Source organism: Clostridium sp. YIM B02569 (assembly GCF_022320765.1).
GTDB lineage: Bacteria > Bacillota > Clostridia > Clostridiales > Clostridiaceae > Clostridium > Clostridium beijerinckii.
This window is the reverse complement of sequence record NZ_JAKJJX010000017.1, coordinates 1-17,776: the sequence shown is the minus strand read 5'-3', so window position 1 is coordinate 17,776 and position 17,776 is coordinate 1. Positions and strand designations below refer to the sequence as shown.

Here is a 17,776-nt window from a genome sequence, read left to right as displayed (position 1 = left end):
AGTATAGCACTCTTTTTTTTAATATTCAATTAGATACTTATTTTATTTCATGGTGCCAAAAAAGTAGTAAATTCTTAAGTAAAAAAAATATAGAATCATAGAAATATGTTATAACAAACTAATTCTTAAAATAATTCATCATTATTCCCCCATATCTGTATATATTTTTATTAATCATATTACACTTAAGTACTTTTATATGGCGTTTATATAAATATCCAATCATAATTTATTTGATATGTCTTAAATTTATAGTGTAATATTCTTTTTTATGCTGTTCATATGACATTTGTACTACTATTACCATATAATCTTTAATAGAACAAGAATATTAAAAAATAATTGTATTGCTTGTATATGCAATATATACAAAACTTCACATAAAATAAAGCACCTATATCTATATAGATGCTTTTACAACTCACGATTTCTGGATTCGATTAACTCATTTTCTATTCAGTATACATTATTCTGTAAATATTAGTATTTAAGCAATTTTATCAGTTCCATTTTTCATTGTGACTTATTATTTTCTATAATTGGTGCAATCTACTGCACCATCATTGCACCATTGACTTAATATTTATCTTATCATAAATATACTAAAAACCTGCAGCTTATTCATTCAATTAACTGCAGGTTTTTTATGGTACTCCCAGCGGGAATCGAACCCACATCTATCCCTTAGGAGGGGATTGTTCTATCCATTTAACTATAGGAGCATAATATTTAAATATTCTTTTTTGTTTAATTTGTACTTATAAATTTTATTACAATTATTTGTCATTGTCAAATTAATAATTTATTTTTACATAAAAAAATAAATTATATTAGATATTAAAGGTCTGATTAATAACTTTTAAAAAAACAAATTTTTTCATAAATACTTTATAAAACACAAATATTATAACTTATTCTTCTTCTAGCTCTATATGAACTTCTAAACTAATAAGCAAAAAATCTGAATGTACTAGGCCAAAACTGTAAAAATAAAGCTTAAATACCCTCTATATGTATTTAAGCCTTATAATTTTAAATTGTTTTAACTTTAAATTTCTTATTAACTCTAACTCTAAATATATCTACAATTTTGGTTATCAGAGGACTGGATGCTATTATTACTGCTAGCGATATGAGCCAATGACTTAATTGTATTTTAGTTAAGCTAAATATATATCTTCCTATTGGTGTTAAGAACCCTAGCACTATTATCCCAAACATAGATAAACACATTATCGTTTTAAACTTAGTTAACGGTCTTGCGACTCTAAGTAATACCACCATACTAATTCCAGAAAACATTAGTACTGCTAAAGTTCTACTGTAATCCATTGGGAGATTCATTTGTATTGATATAATAAATGTTATAAGTATAAATATAGCAAGTAATATCCCGTTAGGAATACTAACAGTTAATATTCTTGTTAAAAATCCCTTTTTAACTCCACCCGTACTAGGCAATAACGCTAAAAAGAATGATGGAATTCCTATAGCGCAACTTCCCACTAATGACAACTGTATTGGAAGTATTGGATACTCTATAAATAATATAGAACATACAAATGATAAAATTATGCAAAATACAGTTTTGGATAAAAATAATTCTGATACCCTCTCCAAATTATTAATTTGCTTTCTTCCCTCTTCAAGAACTTTAGGAAGCGCAGTGAAATCAGATTTCATTAATACTAATTGGGCTACAGCCTTTGTTGCATCAGAACCATTTGCCATTGCAATGCCGCAATCAGATGATTTTAAAGCAAGTACATCATTTACTCCGTCACCTGTCATTGCAACAGTATGCCCCATCTCCTGAAGAGCTAAAACAATTCTTTTCTTTTGATGCGGAGTAACTCTTCCAAAAACAGTCATCTCCTGAATCAAATTCTTTAATTTTTCATTATCATCTGGCAACTCTCTTGCATCCACATATTTCTCCCAGCCACTTACGCCTGCTCTTCTTGCGACCTCTGAAACAGTAATAGGACTATCTCCAGAAATAATCTTCACCCCTACGCCTTGACTATCAAAGTACTTTAATACATCAGGTGCTGCTTCTCTTATGATATCCTCAATTAGCAATAGTGCTATACTTTCTATCTTACCTTCTAATTTTTCATTCAAATTATTATGAAGATTTGCTAGTAATAAAACTCTTTTTCCTTTTCTAGCTTCTTCTTTAACTATTTCTTCTATTAACTGATATTCCTTACCCAATATTATTTCCGGTGCGCCAAGTACCCATGTCCCAAGCTTTTCAAAAGTAGCTCCACTCCATTTTCTTTTAGATGAGAAAGCAATTTTGTCTAAAACTTTGATTTCCTTATCATATTCCTTATATTTTTCTAATATAGCTTTCTGAGTTGGATTATTACTTGGTAAATTATTTATTAATGCTGCTAATACATTATCTATATCTTCAGAACTTTTAGAACTAATATTCTTAACTTCTGACAATCTTAACTCTCCTTGAGTCAAAGTTCCTGTCTTATCTAAACAAAGTACATCAACTCTTGCTAAGACTTCTGTAGCACTCAACTCTTGAACTAAAGTATCATATTTAGATAATTTTATAATTGACACTATAAATGTGGCACTCGTTAGTAATACTAATCCCTCTGGTATCATTCCTACAATTCCTGATACTGCTCCTATTAATGCATCCTGCCACGTATTCCCTGGTATTCTTAGTTGAGTTACTATTAATAATGCAGATAGAGGAGGTACAATCCATATTATTACTCTAAAAATTTTATCTATTGCTGCTTGTAGCTCTGAATTTATTATTTTAAATTGCTTAGCTTCCTCAGCAAGAGTAGACGAATATGTTTCTTTACCTACTTTTGTAACAATCGCATATCCCTCTCCAGATACTACGAAACTTCCAGATAGCAATGTCTCTTTGTAATTTTTAGATATTGCATCAGCTTCTCCTGTTAACATAGACTCATCTATTTCTAATCCGTTACTATGCAAAACTTCTCCATCAGCCAATACCTGCATGCCGGTTTCCAGATAAATCACATCATCCAATACAATTTCTTCTATTGCAATCTCCTTTATTTCACCATTTCTAAGAACTTTTGCATGCGCAGAACTTATGACTGATAACTTTTCTAATGTGCGCTTAGCTTTAATTTCTTGAACCACTCCAATTAATGTATTTACTATTATAACGCCCACAAATATAGCATTCTTAGGTGATCCTGCTAGAATAATTATTGCTGCAAGTACAAAGTTTATTGCATTAAACCTTGTAAACAAATTAGCTCTTATTATTTGAGGCATAGTTCTTGATGGTGTTTTCGGAATGTGATTTACTTTTCCTTCTTTAATTCTCTGCTTAACTTCTTCAGATGTTAAGCCAATTATAGTTTCAGCATCTTTCTCCTTCATATTCAAAGTATTATTATTTAAATTCATCAAATTTCTCCTGCCTATGTAAATTATTTGCTATACTATTTCATAGAATTATCATTGTCTTATATATTATACATTTTTTAATATTATTTTACCCTAATTATTTACTTAATTTTAAATTAATTTTATTGAATTTTTAATAGGTATGTAATCTATTTAGTCTTTCAATCTATTAATTTTTATACTATACTGATTAGTGTAAAAATTAATAGATTAAGGGTGTGTAATTTTTAATGTTAAGAACTATCTATTTTTATCTCGGATTAATAATAAGTCTTATATTTTCATCTATTTATAGAATTAGAATAAAAATCTTAACCAATAAAGGTGATATTAAAGGAAGAAAATATTTCATTCATAAAGTAAGCCATTCTTGGGGCAAATTTATAATGAAAATATCAGGTGCAAAAATTAATGTTATAGGTTTAGATAATCTTCCAAAAGATAAAACTGTATTATTTGTATCTAATCACCAAAGTAACTTTGATATTCCGTTGCTTCTAAGCTGCATCGACATTCCAAAAGGATTTATTGCAAAAAAGGAGCTTGAAAGGCTACCTCTTATTAGTACTTGGATGAAATATATAAATTGCATTTTTATGGATAGAGATAACTTAAGAAAATCCGCTGAATCAATAGTTGAAGGCGTTAATTTATTAAAGTCTGGTTATTCAATGGTAATATTCCCAGAGGGCACTAGAAGCAAAGGTAAGTCTGTAGATGAGTTTAAAAGTGGAAGCTTTAAGTTGGCTACAAAATCTAAATGTCCTATAGTTCCACTAACCATAAATGGGACATATAAGCTTATGGAAGAAAATAACAATGCAATAAAAAGTGCTGATATAGAATTAGTGATACATCCTGTAATAGATGTTGCTGCTCTAAACAAAGACGAGCTAGAAAAACTCCCTGAAACTGTTCATTCTATCATATCTAGTGCTTGCAAGCTACACTAATATAAAAAGCGAGTTGCCTTAAATTAGGCAGCTTATTTTTATGCATCAATTTAAGTATATTTTATACTAAATGCTGCTAATAATATATTTAGATTATAATATCTTTTGACATGAATTTATCTATTGTGTTATAATGAATTCATTTGACTTATATATAAAAATTTAATATAAGTTATCGAAACAAAAATAACTAATTTTGAAACAAAGAAACGAGGATATTTAATGAATGATAATCAATTTGCTACATTAGGTCTTAAAGAGAGTATTGTTAAGGCAATATCAGACCTTGGTTTTACAAAACCATCTCAAATACAAGAACAAAGTATCCCTGTAACACTTAGTGGCGCTGATTTAATAGGGCAGGCACAAACTGGTACCGGAAAAACTGCAGCTTACAGCTTACCAATTATCACCAAGATGAGTGATAATAAAGGAATCAAATCTCTTATTTTAGCACCAACAAGAGAACTTGCTGTTCAAGTTAATGAGGAGATACAAAGACTTTCTAAATATGAAAAAATTGGAACTCTAGCTGTTTATGGTGGAGATTCAATCGACAGACAAATCAGAGCACTAAGAAAAGGTGATGTCGATATTGTAGTTGGAACACCTGGTAGAATATTAGATCTTGTAAAAAGAAAATGCCTTCATTTAGAAAGTATAGAATTTCTAGTACTAGATGAAGCTGACGAAATGCTTAACATGGGATTCATCGATGATATTCAAGAAATTCTTAGTCATACACCATCTGAAAGACAAACTTTATTATTTTCAGCAACAATGCCTGATCCAATAGCAAAGTTGGCTAAAAAGTATATGAAACCAGATGCTAAACTTGTTAGTATTAAGAGGAGTTCATTAACTGTATCTAAAATTGAGCAAAGTTATTTTATGATTAATAATAAGCATAGATTAGAAGCTCTTTGTAGGTTACTTGATCTAGATAATCCTAGTTCGGCTATAATATTCTGCAGAACTAAAAGAGGTGTTGATGAGCTTGTACAAGAGCTACAATCAAAAGGTTATATGGTTGAAGGTATGCATGGAGATATGACACAAGCTCACAGATTAACTACTTTAAATAAATTTAAAGAAGGTACACTAAGCCTATTAATAGCTACTGATGTTGCTGCTAGAGGTATAGATGTAGAAGGTGTGACTCATGTATTTAACTATGATTTACCTCAAGATGTAGAATCATATGTTCACAGAATTGGTAGAACTGGTAGAGCAAATAAAAGCGGTACAGCTTATTCTTTAGTAACTCCAAAGGATTTTTCAATGCTTAAACAAATTCAAAATGTTACTAAAAGTTCAATCACACAAAAGCCAGTTCCAACTGCAGAAGAAATTAATAATAAAAAATTTAAGGACATGATGTCAGAAGTTGAGAGTACTATTAAAGCTGGTGATCTTACTAAGTTTATACCAAGTGCAATAGAATTGACTGAATCTTATGATGCAGTATCAATTATTTCAGCTCTAATGAAAATGAAGTTTGAAAATGAAATTGTATTTGATTACAGTTCAAACAAATTAGAAGCGCCTAAAAAAGAAGATGTTCGTTTATTTTTCTCTGTCGGCAAAAGAGACGGTTTGACTCCAAAAGTATTAATTAATTATATTAAAGATATGACAAAAGTTAATGCTTCAGCAATTGGTCAAATAGACCTTATGGAAAACTTCTCATTTGTAACTGTTGATGAGTCTATATCTTCTAAAATATTAAAAAATTGTCCTGGTGGAAAAATTAATAAGAAGAAGGTTAATGTTGAAGTTGCTAATAAGCGTAAGAGATAATAAAACTTTTTATTCTTAATACTCTTACTTAAGGGAAGATTTAAATTTAGGTATAATGCCTAGAGCTTATCCTCCCTTTTTTGCTTTTATTATAAAAATAACTACTCTAAAAATAACATTAAAACATTTCATGCTATTGCTTATACATTACTGTATATCCGCATCATCTTGATAAGAATCCACATCTATTATATTCGATGTATTTTCTAACGAATACTTTTTCTGCATTATTATACTAAGAACTCCATTATCAATACTTTTAAGTATCTGATTTGTGTCTATATCCTCAATATCATTAAATTTTTTATTATAAGCCTTCTTAACAAGAGCAGTATTAGAAAATATCCCAAATCCACTTTTTTTAATTTCTAATCTATTTAGGTTTATATCTAATATTCCTGGATCATATCTTATGCTTAACTCTCTAAGATCAATACCTTTTAGATCTATAGTTAGATGATACATATCATCATACCGATTAAGTTTTATAAAATTATTATATTCTTCTCTATTTCCTTCATCAGAAGAAATATCCTCATTATTTTTAGCAAATTCATTTATATCAAAGTTATCTAAAAATGAATTCATAATTCCACTTATCTTTTCTATATTGTTTGGATTAAAAACATTATCAAATCCAAAAGTAAAAATTTTAAACATATCTTCCTCCCAATATATTTCTTAACACTTATATAATATTTATAAACTTCCAATTTGTTTAAATCATTTATCTTAATTTTAGTTGTATTTTTAAACTTTAATTAGTGTATCAATTCTAAATATTACTTAATTTTTTCAAGTGTATAATATCATTACTTTTTAATACTCTATTAATCCAAAGCGTTTCTTTTTTCAATATATATCAATACACTATTGAATAATCTCATATAAGATATTACAATATTTATTATATATAGGAGGATACTATAATGAAGCGTATTGATAAAATTTATAACTATATTTTAAAAAATTCTAAGAACTTTAATAAAGATAAATTTTTAGATCAAAAGGGGTTTAGTGCCCAAGAAATTGGCGAAAAATTAGATATATTAAGGAATAATGTTTCAAAAGAGCTTAATATTCTCTGTAGAGAAAAGAAAATTATTAAAATAAAAAATAGGCCAGTTATGTATTTTGATAGAAGTTGCCTTGAAAATATACTATCTATAAAGCTACCTGAAGATTTAGAGGAAATATTAGATGTTAATATATTACTTTCTTCTCCTTCAAATGCATTTACTGAGAATAAGTCACCTTTTAACTATCTAATTGGTGCTAATACAAGTTTAAAAAATCAAATTGAACAAGCCAAAGCAGCACTGATGTACCCACCAAACGGATTGCATACATTAATAATTGGTGGTACAGGCGTTGGTAAAAGTTTATTTGCTAACATAATGTATGAACACTCTAAATATATAAAAAGGCTCTCAAAAGATGCTCCTTTCGTTGTTTTTAATTGTGCTGATTATGCTAATAATCCACAACTTCTTCTATCGTATATTTTTGGACACATCAAAGGTTCCTTTATAGGTGCCGATAAAGAGACAGATGGTATTGTTTCAAGAGCCGATGGAGGCATTTTACTCCTTGATGAAATACATAGATTACCACATGAAGCTCAAGAAATGGTATTTCACTTCATAGATACAGGAACTTACAATAAACTTGGCGAAACAGGTAGCACCCGAAGAGCTAGTATACTATTAATAGGTTCCACAACGGAAGATCCTAATTCCACATTACTTAATACTTTCATAAGAAAAATTCCAATAACTATAACTATTCCAAGTTTTGATGAAAGACCAATTGATGATCAAATTGAGTTGATACACTATTTATTATCAAATGAAGCTCAAAGAGTTAACAAAACTATTAAGATTTCAGCTGAATCTATTGAAGCTTTAATAAGAAGTACATCTTACGGAAATGTTGGACAGCTTAAATTGAATATTCAATTAGCGTGTGGAAAAGGATTTTTAAACTGTATTAATACAGATGAATGTATTGATATAAATTTAAACTTATTCCCATCTAATATAAAAAACAAAATTTTAACTTTTAGCGCTAAAGGAAAAGTTAATGTAACAGAATGTGATACAATCCCTAACACAATTACAATTCAACCCGATGGTGATAAAACTTTCTTAGAAACTGATGATTATAAACCACCTTTTAATATTTATAACATTGTTGAGGACAAAACTTCTGCTCTTCATGAAGAAGGCATGAGCGATGATTATATAAAAGATTTTATAACTACTGACATCAATATTCATTTAAAGCAATTCTATGCTAGGCTTAAAAACGATACAAATCGTCGTGAAGTCTTATTAAAAATTGTCAATAAAGATATTGTTGAATTTGTTGAAGAGATCAAAGCTCTGGCAGAATCCAGATTAAATAGAAAATTAAATGAACGATTTATTTATGCAGTAAGCCTACATTTTAGCGCTCTGTTTAATAGAATTAAGAAAAGAAAGGTTTCCTTTTCATCACATATTGAGCTACAGTTATCTGTTAACAATAAAGAATATGATGTTGCAACTGAAATCCATCAGTTGACCCAAAAACGTTATAGTATGACTATTCCTCCAATTGAGGTTGATTATCTAGCATTGCTTTTAGCTTCAATACAAGAATCCTCTCACCAAGAAAGGGTTGGGATAGTAGTTGCTTCTCATGGTTCGAGTGCAGCAACAAGTATGGTTGCTGTTGCTAGAAAGCTCTTTGATGTTGATAATATTTTAGCTGTAGATATACCTCTTGAAATGACGCCTTCTGATATATTACAAACTGTTATTGAAAAAGTTAAAATAGTCGATGAAGGTAAAGGAGTATTGATTTTAGTAGATATGGAATCATTAAATAATTTGAGTGATGTTATAAATGAACATACTAACATTAATACTAAAAGTTTAGATATGGTATCAACACAATTAGTTCTAGAGGCTGTTAGAGCATGTTCCCTCTATAATACAAATCTAAACGCCGTTTATTCTTATCTAATTAATGGTTTTAGAGGCTATGCAAATAACATTATTACTGAATACTAAACTTCATCCAATTCTGAATTTAGTATTAAAATAATCTTGTAAATATTAGATAATATATTATTTCTAAAATAAAGTGTATTAAATAATTAATACACAGTATTGACTTTGTATAATTTTATTCTATTAAACACAATAGAACTGTATTCTTAATACTCTGACACACTAATGAGGCTGTTAATGCTATATATTAGTATCCAAATAGTAATTAAAAGGTGGTAAAGTAGTGATTTCATTAATTGTAGGCATTTATAAAAATTTCTCAAAAAAGCCTATCAAATCAGCAAAAATGATTTTCGGTACTCAAAAATGTAGACATAGTTATATTAAAATCACGTGAGGATATAGGTAATCTAGTTGGAACATATATTAACACAATTTTCACCTTCAGGTGTTCAATCTCACATAGTTGATTAAATTTGTTAAAAAAAATGTAGTTAATCTACATTTTTTTTAACAAATTTAATCACTTACATTCAGATGATTATTTATTTTTTCTTTTGAAATCAGTTATTTTTTCTTTAAACTTTCTTACTTCCTCTTTTGTTTTATTTATTTCTATATGATCTAAATTACCTCTACCTAACCTATCTGAAAGGGAAACTAAGAAAATCTCATTTATATCTACATCTCTTAGCATGTCTCCTATATTTTGAAATTTCATATCTTTAGTTACAAATAAACTTTGCATATGCCATCTTACAAGCCCTCTTACTTCATCTATAAAGTTTTCTTCCATATTAAAATATGTAAGAAATTCTCTAGCCATTTCAGCTCCTACACTGTCGTGGTTATAAGATGTTAGTCTTCCTTTTCTTAATTTAGTAGTAGGTTTTTTACCTATATCATGCAATAGAAGCGCCCACATAAATACTCTTTTATCTCTGCTTCTTTCTCTATTTACTGCTCCTTGATCAATAACCATCATTGTATGTACAAAGACGTTCCCTTCCGGATGAAATTTAGGATTCTGATCAACATCTCGTAAGTCACTTATCATTGAAAATGGATAATTATCAAGATTATGATTTTTTAGTGCATTCTCTAAGTACATAGATGGCTTATCATCGCTAATTAAACGCTCCTCAATATTTAAAAAAATTTCTTTTTCATTCATAATATACTCCTATTAGACATTTTCTACTGAACCAATAAACTTTATTTTAATTCAACAATATTAGTATATCTAATATCAAAATTATTAAACTCAAAAGTTTTTAAAAAGTCACTTTCAATATTAATACATTATTTATATATAGAAAATAGTAGGTAAATCTATATCAAAACAGATCAACCTACTATTTTCTATATATTTTATTCTTATTGCTTACTGCAAGTTAGATTCTATATTAATTGGTGAATACTTTATTTCTATAAAGCTGAATTTCCTCTCTCACCTGTTCTAATTCTTATAGCATCTGCAATATCAATTATAAATATTTTTCCGTCTCCAACTTCACCAGTCCTAGCAATTGAAGTAATAAGTTCAATTACATCTTCTACTTTATCATCTTCTACAACTATTTTAACTTCTATCTTTGGTAATACATTCGTTGTTATTTCAGTACCCCTATGATATTCTTTCCAGCCACGTTGTTGTCCGCATCCCATAACCTGACTTATAGTAACACCATTTATATTTTTATTCTTTAATGCTTCTTTAACCTCTTCAAGCTTTGAAGGTCTTACAATAGCTTCTACTCTTTTCATAATATACTTCCTCCCTAATCATCTATATAATGTATATAATATTATTTTAACAATATATATCTAAAAATTATACAACTAATTTTTATACAAATATTTTATTATAATACATACATTACACAATACTATAAAGTTTCCTGGATATATTAATATTTAGTCTAGTCCAGTAAACGCTGGGTATGCTGTTTCACCATGCTCAGCCACATCAAGACCATCAGCTTCTTCTGCACTTTCAACTCTAATAGTCATAAATAATTTCATAACTTTCAAGATAATGAATGTCATAACCGCTGCAAAAACTATTGTTATTGCTATACCTTCTATTTGAGCTATTAAAAGCTTAATATCTCCAAAGAAAAGACCATTCCATTGTGCTACAGAGTTTATTGCTGTTTGTCCAAATAATCCTGTTGCAATACCTCCCCAAACTCCTCCAATTCCATGACATCCAAAGGCATCTAATGCATCATCATATCCGAATTTAGATTTAACTGCAGTCATGAAGAAGAAGCATATTGGAGATACTATAGCTCCTATTATAATTGAACTCCAAAGAGGAACAAATCCAGCCGCCGGTGTTATTGCAACTAATCCTACAACAGCTCCTGTTGCAGCTCCAAGTATTGTTGGCTTTCCATGTTTTATTTTTTCAATTAGCATCCATGAAAGCAATGCCGAAGCTGCTGCAGTATTTGTTGTCATAAAAGCATGAACTGCAAGTGGACCAGCATTTAATGCACTACCTGCATTAAATCCAAACCAACCAAACCAAAGTAATGCTGCTCCAAGAACTACAAATGGAATATTGTGTGGTTTATATGACATCATACCATAGCCACGCCTTTTACCTAGTACAATACAGGCTACAAGTCCTGAAACTCCTGAACTTATATGAACTACATCTCCACCAGCAAAATCAACTGCTCCCAAAGAGTTTATCAATCCACCTGACCCCCATACCATATGTGCTAATGGGTAGTATACTAAAATTGACCACAATGCTATAAATATAAATAGTGCTGAGAATCTCATTCTTCCTACTAAAGATCCAGTTATAAGAGCTGGAGTTATTATTGCAAACATCATTTGAAACGCTGCAAAAAGCTCATGTGGTATAGTAGGTGCATATGATGAAGGATCTCCACCTACTCCATTAAATCCAAAGAAATTAAGTCCTCCTATTATTCCCCCAATATTATCTCCAAATGCTAGTGAATAGCCTATTAAAACCCACATTACAGATGCTAATCCACAAATAAAGAATGAAGACATTAACGTATTTAAAACATTTTTTCTACGAACCATTCCACCATAAAAGAATGCAAGTCCTGGTGTCATTAAAAGTACAAGTGCTGAACAAATCAATATAAAACTGCTATCGCCAAAATTAATTTCCATAAAAAATCCCCCTTAAATATAGTAAGTTTAAGATATAAATTGCTAATTAACATCTTGAAATTACTTAAATTTTTTCAAATAACTGTTAATAGAGAGATAACTGCGCACATTATCTAAAAATCAATTTAATAGTCTCTTAGAATTATAATTATAATTTTTATAAATGAAAAAAGGTGCTTGAGAAATATACTTTCGAGTATATTTCTCAAACACCATTGTTCTTATTGATAGTATATTATCTCCATATAAAATTGTCAACATTTTTTTCAAGGGAGATTTAATTTTGTTTAACATCTAATCAAAAACACTTAATGTATTAATTATTATTTTTTTTATGTTTTCATGCTTAATTGGCATTTCCTCATTCGTTCCTATTAATTGAATCAAATTTACGAGATCTCTTAGCTTACTTATGTTATACCAATTTTGAGTAAGCTTATAATCTGAAAATTTATTATACTCATATTCAAATGCCTCAATTAATTTTCTATTAAAATATTCTTCATATCTAAAGAACTGTCCTATATCTGCTAAAGGGTGCCCTGCTATTACGAACTCCCAATCTAATATACCTGCTAGCATTTTATTTTTTATTATTATATTAGTCCCCTGAAAATCGCCATGAACAAGCCTAGGATCCTTATCTAAATCTCTTAATGCTTTTTCATTCTTCCTAACTACGCGATTAATGTCATTTACAATAGTTTTTCCTAAACGCTTCTTAGCTATATCTCCCATGAAGCTTTCATACCATGAAACAAGTGGTGGTAGTTCTTCTCTTATATGTAAACATTCATCTAAAGCCCCAACCTTAGAAAACTTATAGCTATGTATTTTAGCTAAAGCCCTTGCAACGTTTCTAACAAAACTATCCTCCAAACTATAACCTTCTCTTATAGCCTGCCCTATAGTCTTTCCCTCAATATATTCATAAATGGCATATTCTCTGTTTCCAATATCCTCATCTTCACTTACTCTATATACTTCTGGTACAGGTACGAACTTAGAGTTTCTTAAAAAATTTAATAATTTAATTTCTTTCTTATAATCCTGCCCCTTTATAAAAAATATTTTTAATATATATTTTTTTTCTAGATTATTAGATTCAACAATATAATTTGTAGTCCTGCACCCAGAATCTATTGGTATAATATTATTAATGTCACATTCTTTCAATATACCTTTAAATAACTTTTTAATCGTTGCACTACTAACTTCCAAAAATGGAAATGTCCTTTCCCATCTATATTCCATGCCTTACCTCTTTATTTATTCAACTTATTGCTTATAATCAAAATTAAATGAAAATATTCTTAAAAAATTTTTTTTATGAGTCCCATTACTTTTAAGTAAAATATTAAAATTTACGACAATATCTAAACAATATATTTTACTATTTCCTTGGGAATAATCCACTAGGATGCTTCTAATTCCTTTACATAATCATAAGCTTTCTCTATAGCTTCTGTTTTTGTTTCGTATATATGACTTACTCCAATTTTAACTACAAACCCCATCTTATTTAGTACTTTCATAGGTTGATTTTGTACATGTGTTAAGCAAAGTTTTATATTCAACTCATTACAATGTTTAAGTAATCTAGTTAATGCATCTATTGCAGATGCATCTATTGCGTGAGTATGTCTCATGTCTAAAATTACAACCCCCACTGAAGATTCAATTTCCTTCATTTTATCAAAAAACTCATTTACTACTCCAAAGAACATCGGACCATTTACTTGATATACTCGTATCCTTCCATCTGCTTTTTCTAGTACAGTATTAGTATCCTTATCGAAAACCTTCTCCTCTACCAAATCTCTAATTTCAGTAGTATCAGATACTCTCTTCATAAATAAAAACATAGTCATGATCATTCCAATTCCTATTGCTACAACCAAATCAAATATAACCGTACATGTAAATGTAAGTAATAATACAATAACATCACTTTTAGGTGCCTTTAATAATGATTTAAACACCTTCCATTGGCTCATATTATAAGCAACTATTATCAAAATTGCTGAAAGTACGGACATCGGTATCATCCTTGCAAGTGGCATCAAAATTAACATAGTAGCTAACAATGTTATAGAATGTACCATCCCTGATATTGGACTTCTTCCATTTGATTTTACATTAGCGGCAGTCCTTGCAATCGCACCTGTAGCAGGTATTCCACCAAATATTCCACATGTAATATTAGCTAAACCTTGAGCTATGAGTTCCATATTTGAATCATGCTTATCTGATATCATTCCATCCGCCACGGTTGCTGATAATAGTGATTCTAATGCTGCCAGTATAGCAATAGTAATAGATGGAGCAAATAATTTATTTATTACATCCATATTTATCTTAGGAAACATAGGCACTGGTAATGTTGATGATATCTCCTGAAACCTACTTCCTATAGTCTCTACTGGTATATTAAATATTTTCACAAAAATAGTAGCGACAATTAGCGCAATCATTGATCCAGGTATTGTCTTACTAACTTTAGGCCAAAATATCATTATAAAAATACAGCTTATACCTATTATTAGCGACCATGTATTTAACGTTCCTATATTGGTAAGATAACTTTTCCATTTTGCAAAAAACTCTGCTGGAACATTTTCAATTTTCAATGCTAAAAAATCTTTGACTTCAGTGGATACCAGCGTTACTGCTATACCAGCAGTAAATCCTATTGTTATTGTCTGGGGTATGTACTTAATTAATGAACCAAACTTTAAAATCCCCATTATTACTAATATAATTCCAGCCATTATCGTTGCTACAACAAGTCCACCTATACCATACTCTTGAATAATAGAATAAATTATAACGACAAATGCCGCTGTAGGTCCACCTATTTGAACTTTACTTCCACCTAAGAGCGAAATAATAAATCCTGCAAATATTGCTGTCGTAAGCCCTTTCTCTGGAGATACTCCCGATGATATTCCAAGTGCTATTGACAACGGTAATGCTATTACAGCTACAATAACGCCAGCTATAATATCCTTCATAACTTGCTCTCTAGTAATTTCCTTGTTCTTAATCATAGAAAAGAACTTAGGCATCATTTCTAATCACTTCCTTATTAAATTTGTCAGTCTCTATATTACTCCTAAATTTTAAAGTAGTCAAAATCCCCCCTATCATTACTACATTACTAGAAGAATATATAAAGAAATTAATCCAAAGTGATTTTTTATTGAAGCCAATTTATTTAACTTATAACAATTAACTATAATATAATTATACTTTTTTTATCTCAGTTATGTTAAATACTTAATATTTTATCTATCTTACTTTCTAATCCTTTTGTGATATTCATTAATGGCAATCTAACTTCATCAGAATCTATTATACCTAGTTTCTTTAGGCTGTACTTAAGAGGTGTTGGATTTGGTTCTGAAAATAATAGCGGTATCATTTTATATAGAGAATTCCATTTTTTTAGTGCAGCTTGATGATCATTAGCCTTAGCTAGGTTATATACCTCAATAAAATCTTTAGTATTTAAATGTGCTGATGCCATTATTCCGCCTTGTCCTCCAAGCATAAGCGTCGTATAAAAATACATATCTTCACCTGTTAAGATGGAAAAATCTTTTGGAGGATTCATTAATAGTTCAGTTGTTTGCTTCATGCTTCCACAGCAGTCTTTTATTCCTATTATGTTTTTTAACTGAGATAATACATGCACAGTTTCATTTTCAATATTAGCTCCAGTTCTATATGGTATATTATAAAGTACTATATCCAAATCAGTTGATTCTGATATACTTTTAAAGTGCTCATAAATACCTCTTTGATCTGGTCTCGAATAATATGGTGTAACTGATAGTATTCCATTCACTTTATGCTTTTCTACTAATTTTAGCTTTTTAATTACTTCACTTGTATTATTACCACCTAATCCTATGTATACTGGAACTCTATTCTTATTATATTCAACAGTTTTTTCTAAAATTTCTTCATATTCATTCTCTAGTATTGTAGGTGATTCTCCTGTAGTTGCAAGTGGTATAATTCCATTTACTCCTTCTTCTACGTAATGATTAATAATTCTTTCGTAAGATTTAAAATCTACCTTTCCATCTTTAAATGGTGTTAATAATGGTACTAGAACTCCTTCAACCTTTGCCAACTTTTCCAACTCCTCAAATCTATTTTATTAAATAAGAAAACCCGTTAGCATATATACCAACGGGTAGAGTTAACCGCATAAAACTTGTACAAAACTAAAACATAATAATATCATAACTATAACATTATTATCTATAGCTTCACCAAATCCTTGTAGCTCTCCACTTTCGTGACAGTTATGCATATATTTTATGCATACCCAGAAATAAATTTTTGCATAATCTAAATCTTCGGCTATAATACCTTTCTTTATTAGTCAACGTTTGCCAACTCATAATAAATACTCCTTATTAATAGCACCTCTACCTTAGGTTTTCGTTATTACATTATTGAAATTATATCATTTAATTAACTACTTGTAAATAAAATAGCATCTATCACTTTGCCAAATAACATAATTATTACTAATATTATTATTGGCTTTATAATCTTCGCTCCACTTTTAATTGCAAAATGCGCCCCTAAATAATTTCCTAAACTAGCACATATAGCTGCAGGTATACCTATCATAAATAAAACCTTACCATTTAATATATAAGCTATTAGTGCTGCAAAATTAGATGCCAAATTCACTATCTTAGCATTACCAGACGCAGTTATAAGATTGAATCCTAAAAACGATGTGAAAGCTAAAACTAAAAATGTTCCTGTTCCCGGACCAAAAAATCCATCATAAGCTCCTATTACTAAACCTATTATTCCTGCCACTAAATAAATGTTTCTATGTTCTACTTTCTTTTCGTTATTTTCTACTCCAATCTTTCTGTTAAAGAAAAGAAAAATTGCAACAATAGGTAAAATGATAATAAGACAGTATTGCAAGTACTTTTCATCTAGTAGCAATACTAATTGCGTTCCAAACCAAGATCCTATAATAGCACCTATAGCTGAAATTAATGCTGGTTTAATTTTTATATTACCACTACTTAAAAATTTTATAGAAGCTGCAAATGTTCCAATACCATTTGCAAACTTATTAGTTCCATATGCCATATGTATTGGCATTCCAGCAAAAATATATGCTGGCAAAGATATTATTCCTCCTCCACCTGCAACAGCATCCACGAAACCTGCGCAAAATACTAATGGGCATATGATAAGCAATGTCATATTATATGAATACATAACCTCTCCTAACGACAATAAGCTAATTATATTCTCTATAAAGATAATTAACTTATTACGACTTTAATAAAACTAAAATAAAAAAGATAGTCATTACAACTATCTTTTGCTTACCTCGCAACGTCCTACTCTGCCACACAGTCTCCCATGCAGTACCATCGGCGCTATAGACCTTAA

12 protein-coding genes, 1 tRNA gene and 1 riboswitch are annotated in these 17,776 nt (G+C 29.5%); of the genes, 3 read left to right on the top strand and 10 right to left on the bottom strand.

Features of this window, described 5'->3' with window-relative positions; genetic code table 11:
• Nucleotides 1-647: 647 nt before the first annotated feature.
• Nucleotides 648-722, bottom strand: a tRNA-Arg gene (locus L3B96_RS15895).
• A gap of 310 nt (nucleotides 723-1,032) precedes the next feature.
• The gene (locus tag L3B96_RS15890; protein WP_238948046.1) at nucleotides 1,033-3,423 is read right to left on the bottom strand and encodes a cation-translocating P-type ATPase; all 2,391 of its coding nucleotides are present in this window, start codon (nucleotides 3,421-3,423) and stop codon (nucleotides 1,033-1,035) included.
• A 230-nt stretch (nucleotides 3,424-3,653) separates the two neighbouring features.
• Here L3B96_RS15890 and L3B96_RS15885 point away from each other — a divergent pair, with 230 nt between their 5' ends.
• Together L3B96_RS15885 and L3B96_RS15880 are read left to right on the top strand one after the other, a co-directional pair.
• A complete protein-coding gene (locus L3B96_RS15885; RefSeq protein WP_238900024.1) occupies nucleotides 3,654-4,376 on the top strand; it encodes a lysophospholipid acyltransferase family protein in 723 nt (240 codons plus the stop codon).
• Nucleotides 4,377-4,598: 222 nt separating this feature from the next.
• Nucleotides 4,599-6,176 (top strand): DEAD/DEAH box helicase, encoded by a 1,578-nt coding sequence (locus L3B96_RS15880; RefSeq protein ID WP_238948045.1) that lies wholly within the window; start codon nucleotides 4,599-4,601, stop codon nucleotides 6,174-6,176.
• A gap of 147 nt (nucleotides 6,177-6,323) precedes the next feature.
• Here the strand turns inward: L3B96_RS15880 and L3B96_RS15875 are convergent, their stop codons facing one another.
• Nucleotides 6,324-6,836, bottom strand: coding sequence for an Hsp20/alpha crystallin family protein (locus tag L3B96_RS15875; protein WP_012061179.1), 513 nt, complete (start codon nucleotides 6,834-6,836; stop codon nucleotides 6,324-6,326).
• A 269-nt stretch (nucleotides 6,837-7,105) separates the two neighbouring features.
• On the opposite strand from L3B96_RS15875, the gene L3B96_RS15870 reads away from it, so the two are divergent.
• A complete protein-coding gene (locus tag L3B96_RS15870; protein WP_238948044.1) occupies nucleotides 7,106-9,232 on the top strand; it encodes a sigma-54-dependent transcriptional regulator in 2,127 nt (708 codons plus the stop codon).
• A 481-nt stretch (nucleotides 9,233-9,713) separates the two neighbouring features.
• Here L3B96_RS15870 and L3B96_RS15865 read toward each other — a convergent pair whose 3' ends face one another.
• From L3B96_RS15865 to L3B96_RS15835, 7 genes are all read right to left on the bottom strand, one after another.
• The gene (locus L3B96_RS15865) at nucleotides 9,714-10,346 is read right to left on the bottom strand and encodes an HDIG domain-containing metalloprotein (protein ID WP_238948043.1); all 633 of its coding nucleotides are present in this window, start codon (nucleotides 10,344-10,346) and stop codon (nucleotides 9,714-9,716) included.
• 254 nt (nucleotides 10,347-10,600) lie between these two features.
• Nucleotides 10,601-10,939 carry a P-II family nitrogen regulator gene (locus L3B96_RS15860; RefSeq protein ID WP_012061182.1) on the bottom strand — a complete coding sequence of 113 codons (339 nt, stop codon included), beginning with the start codon at nucleotides 10,937-10,939 and terminating at the stop codon, nucleotides 10,601-10,603.
• Between the two features lie 150 nt (nucleotides 10,940-11,089).
• Nucleotides 11,090-12,334 carry an ammonium transporter gene (locus L3B96_RS15855; protein WP_238948042.1) on the bottom strand — a complete coding sequence of 415 codons (1,245 nt, stop codon included), beginning with the start codon at nucleotides 12,332-12,334 and terminating at the stop codon, nucleotides 11,090-11,092.
• A gap of 294 nt (nucleotides 12,335-12,628) precedes the next feature.
• Nucleotides 12,629-13,588, bottom strand: a complete 960-nt coding sequence (locus L3B96_RS15850; RefSeq protein WP_023974954.1) for an aminoglycoside phosphotransferase family protein — start codon at nucleotides 13,586-13,588, stop codon at nucleotides 12,629-12,631.
• Nucleotides 13,589-13,749: 161 nt separating this feature from the next.
• A complete protein-coding gene (locus tag L3B96_RS15845) occupies nucleotides 13,750-15,405 on the bottom strand; it encodes a SulP family inorganic anion transporter (RefSeq protein WP_012061185.1) in 1,656 nt (551 codons plus the stop codon).
• 200 nt (nucleotides 15,406-15,605) lie between these two features.
• Nucleotides 15,606-16,475: a 4-hydroxy-tetrahydrodipicolinate synthase gene (gene dapA, locus L3B96_RS15840; protein WP_238948041.1), complete on the bottom strand. Its 870-nt coding sequence runs from the start codon at nucleotides 16,473-16,475 to the stop codon at nucleotides 15,606-15,608.
• 145 nt (nucleotides 16,476-16,620) lie between these two features.
• Nucleotides 16,621-16,787, bottom strand: a riboswitch (Lysine riboswitch).
• 35 nt (nucleotides 16,788-16,822) lie between these two features.
• Nucleotides 16,823-17,599 carry a TSUP family transporter gene (locus L3B96_RS15835; protein WP_238948040.1) on the bottom strand — a complete coding sequence of 259 codons (777 nt, stop codon included), beginning with the start codon at nucleotides 17,597-17,599 and terminating at the stop codon, nucleotides 16,823-16,825.
• Between the last annotated feature and the right edge of the window lie 177 nt (nucleotides 17,600-17,776).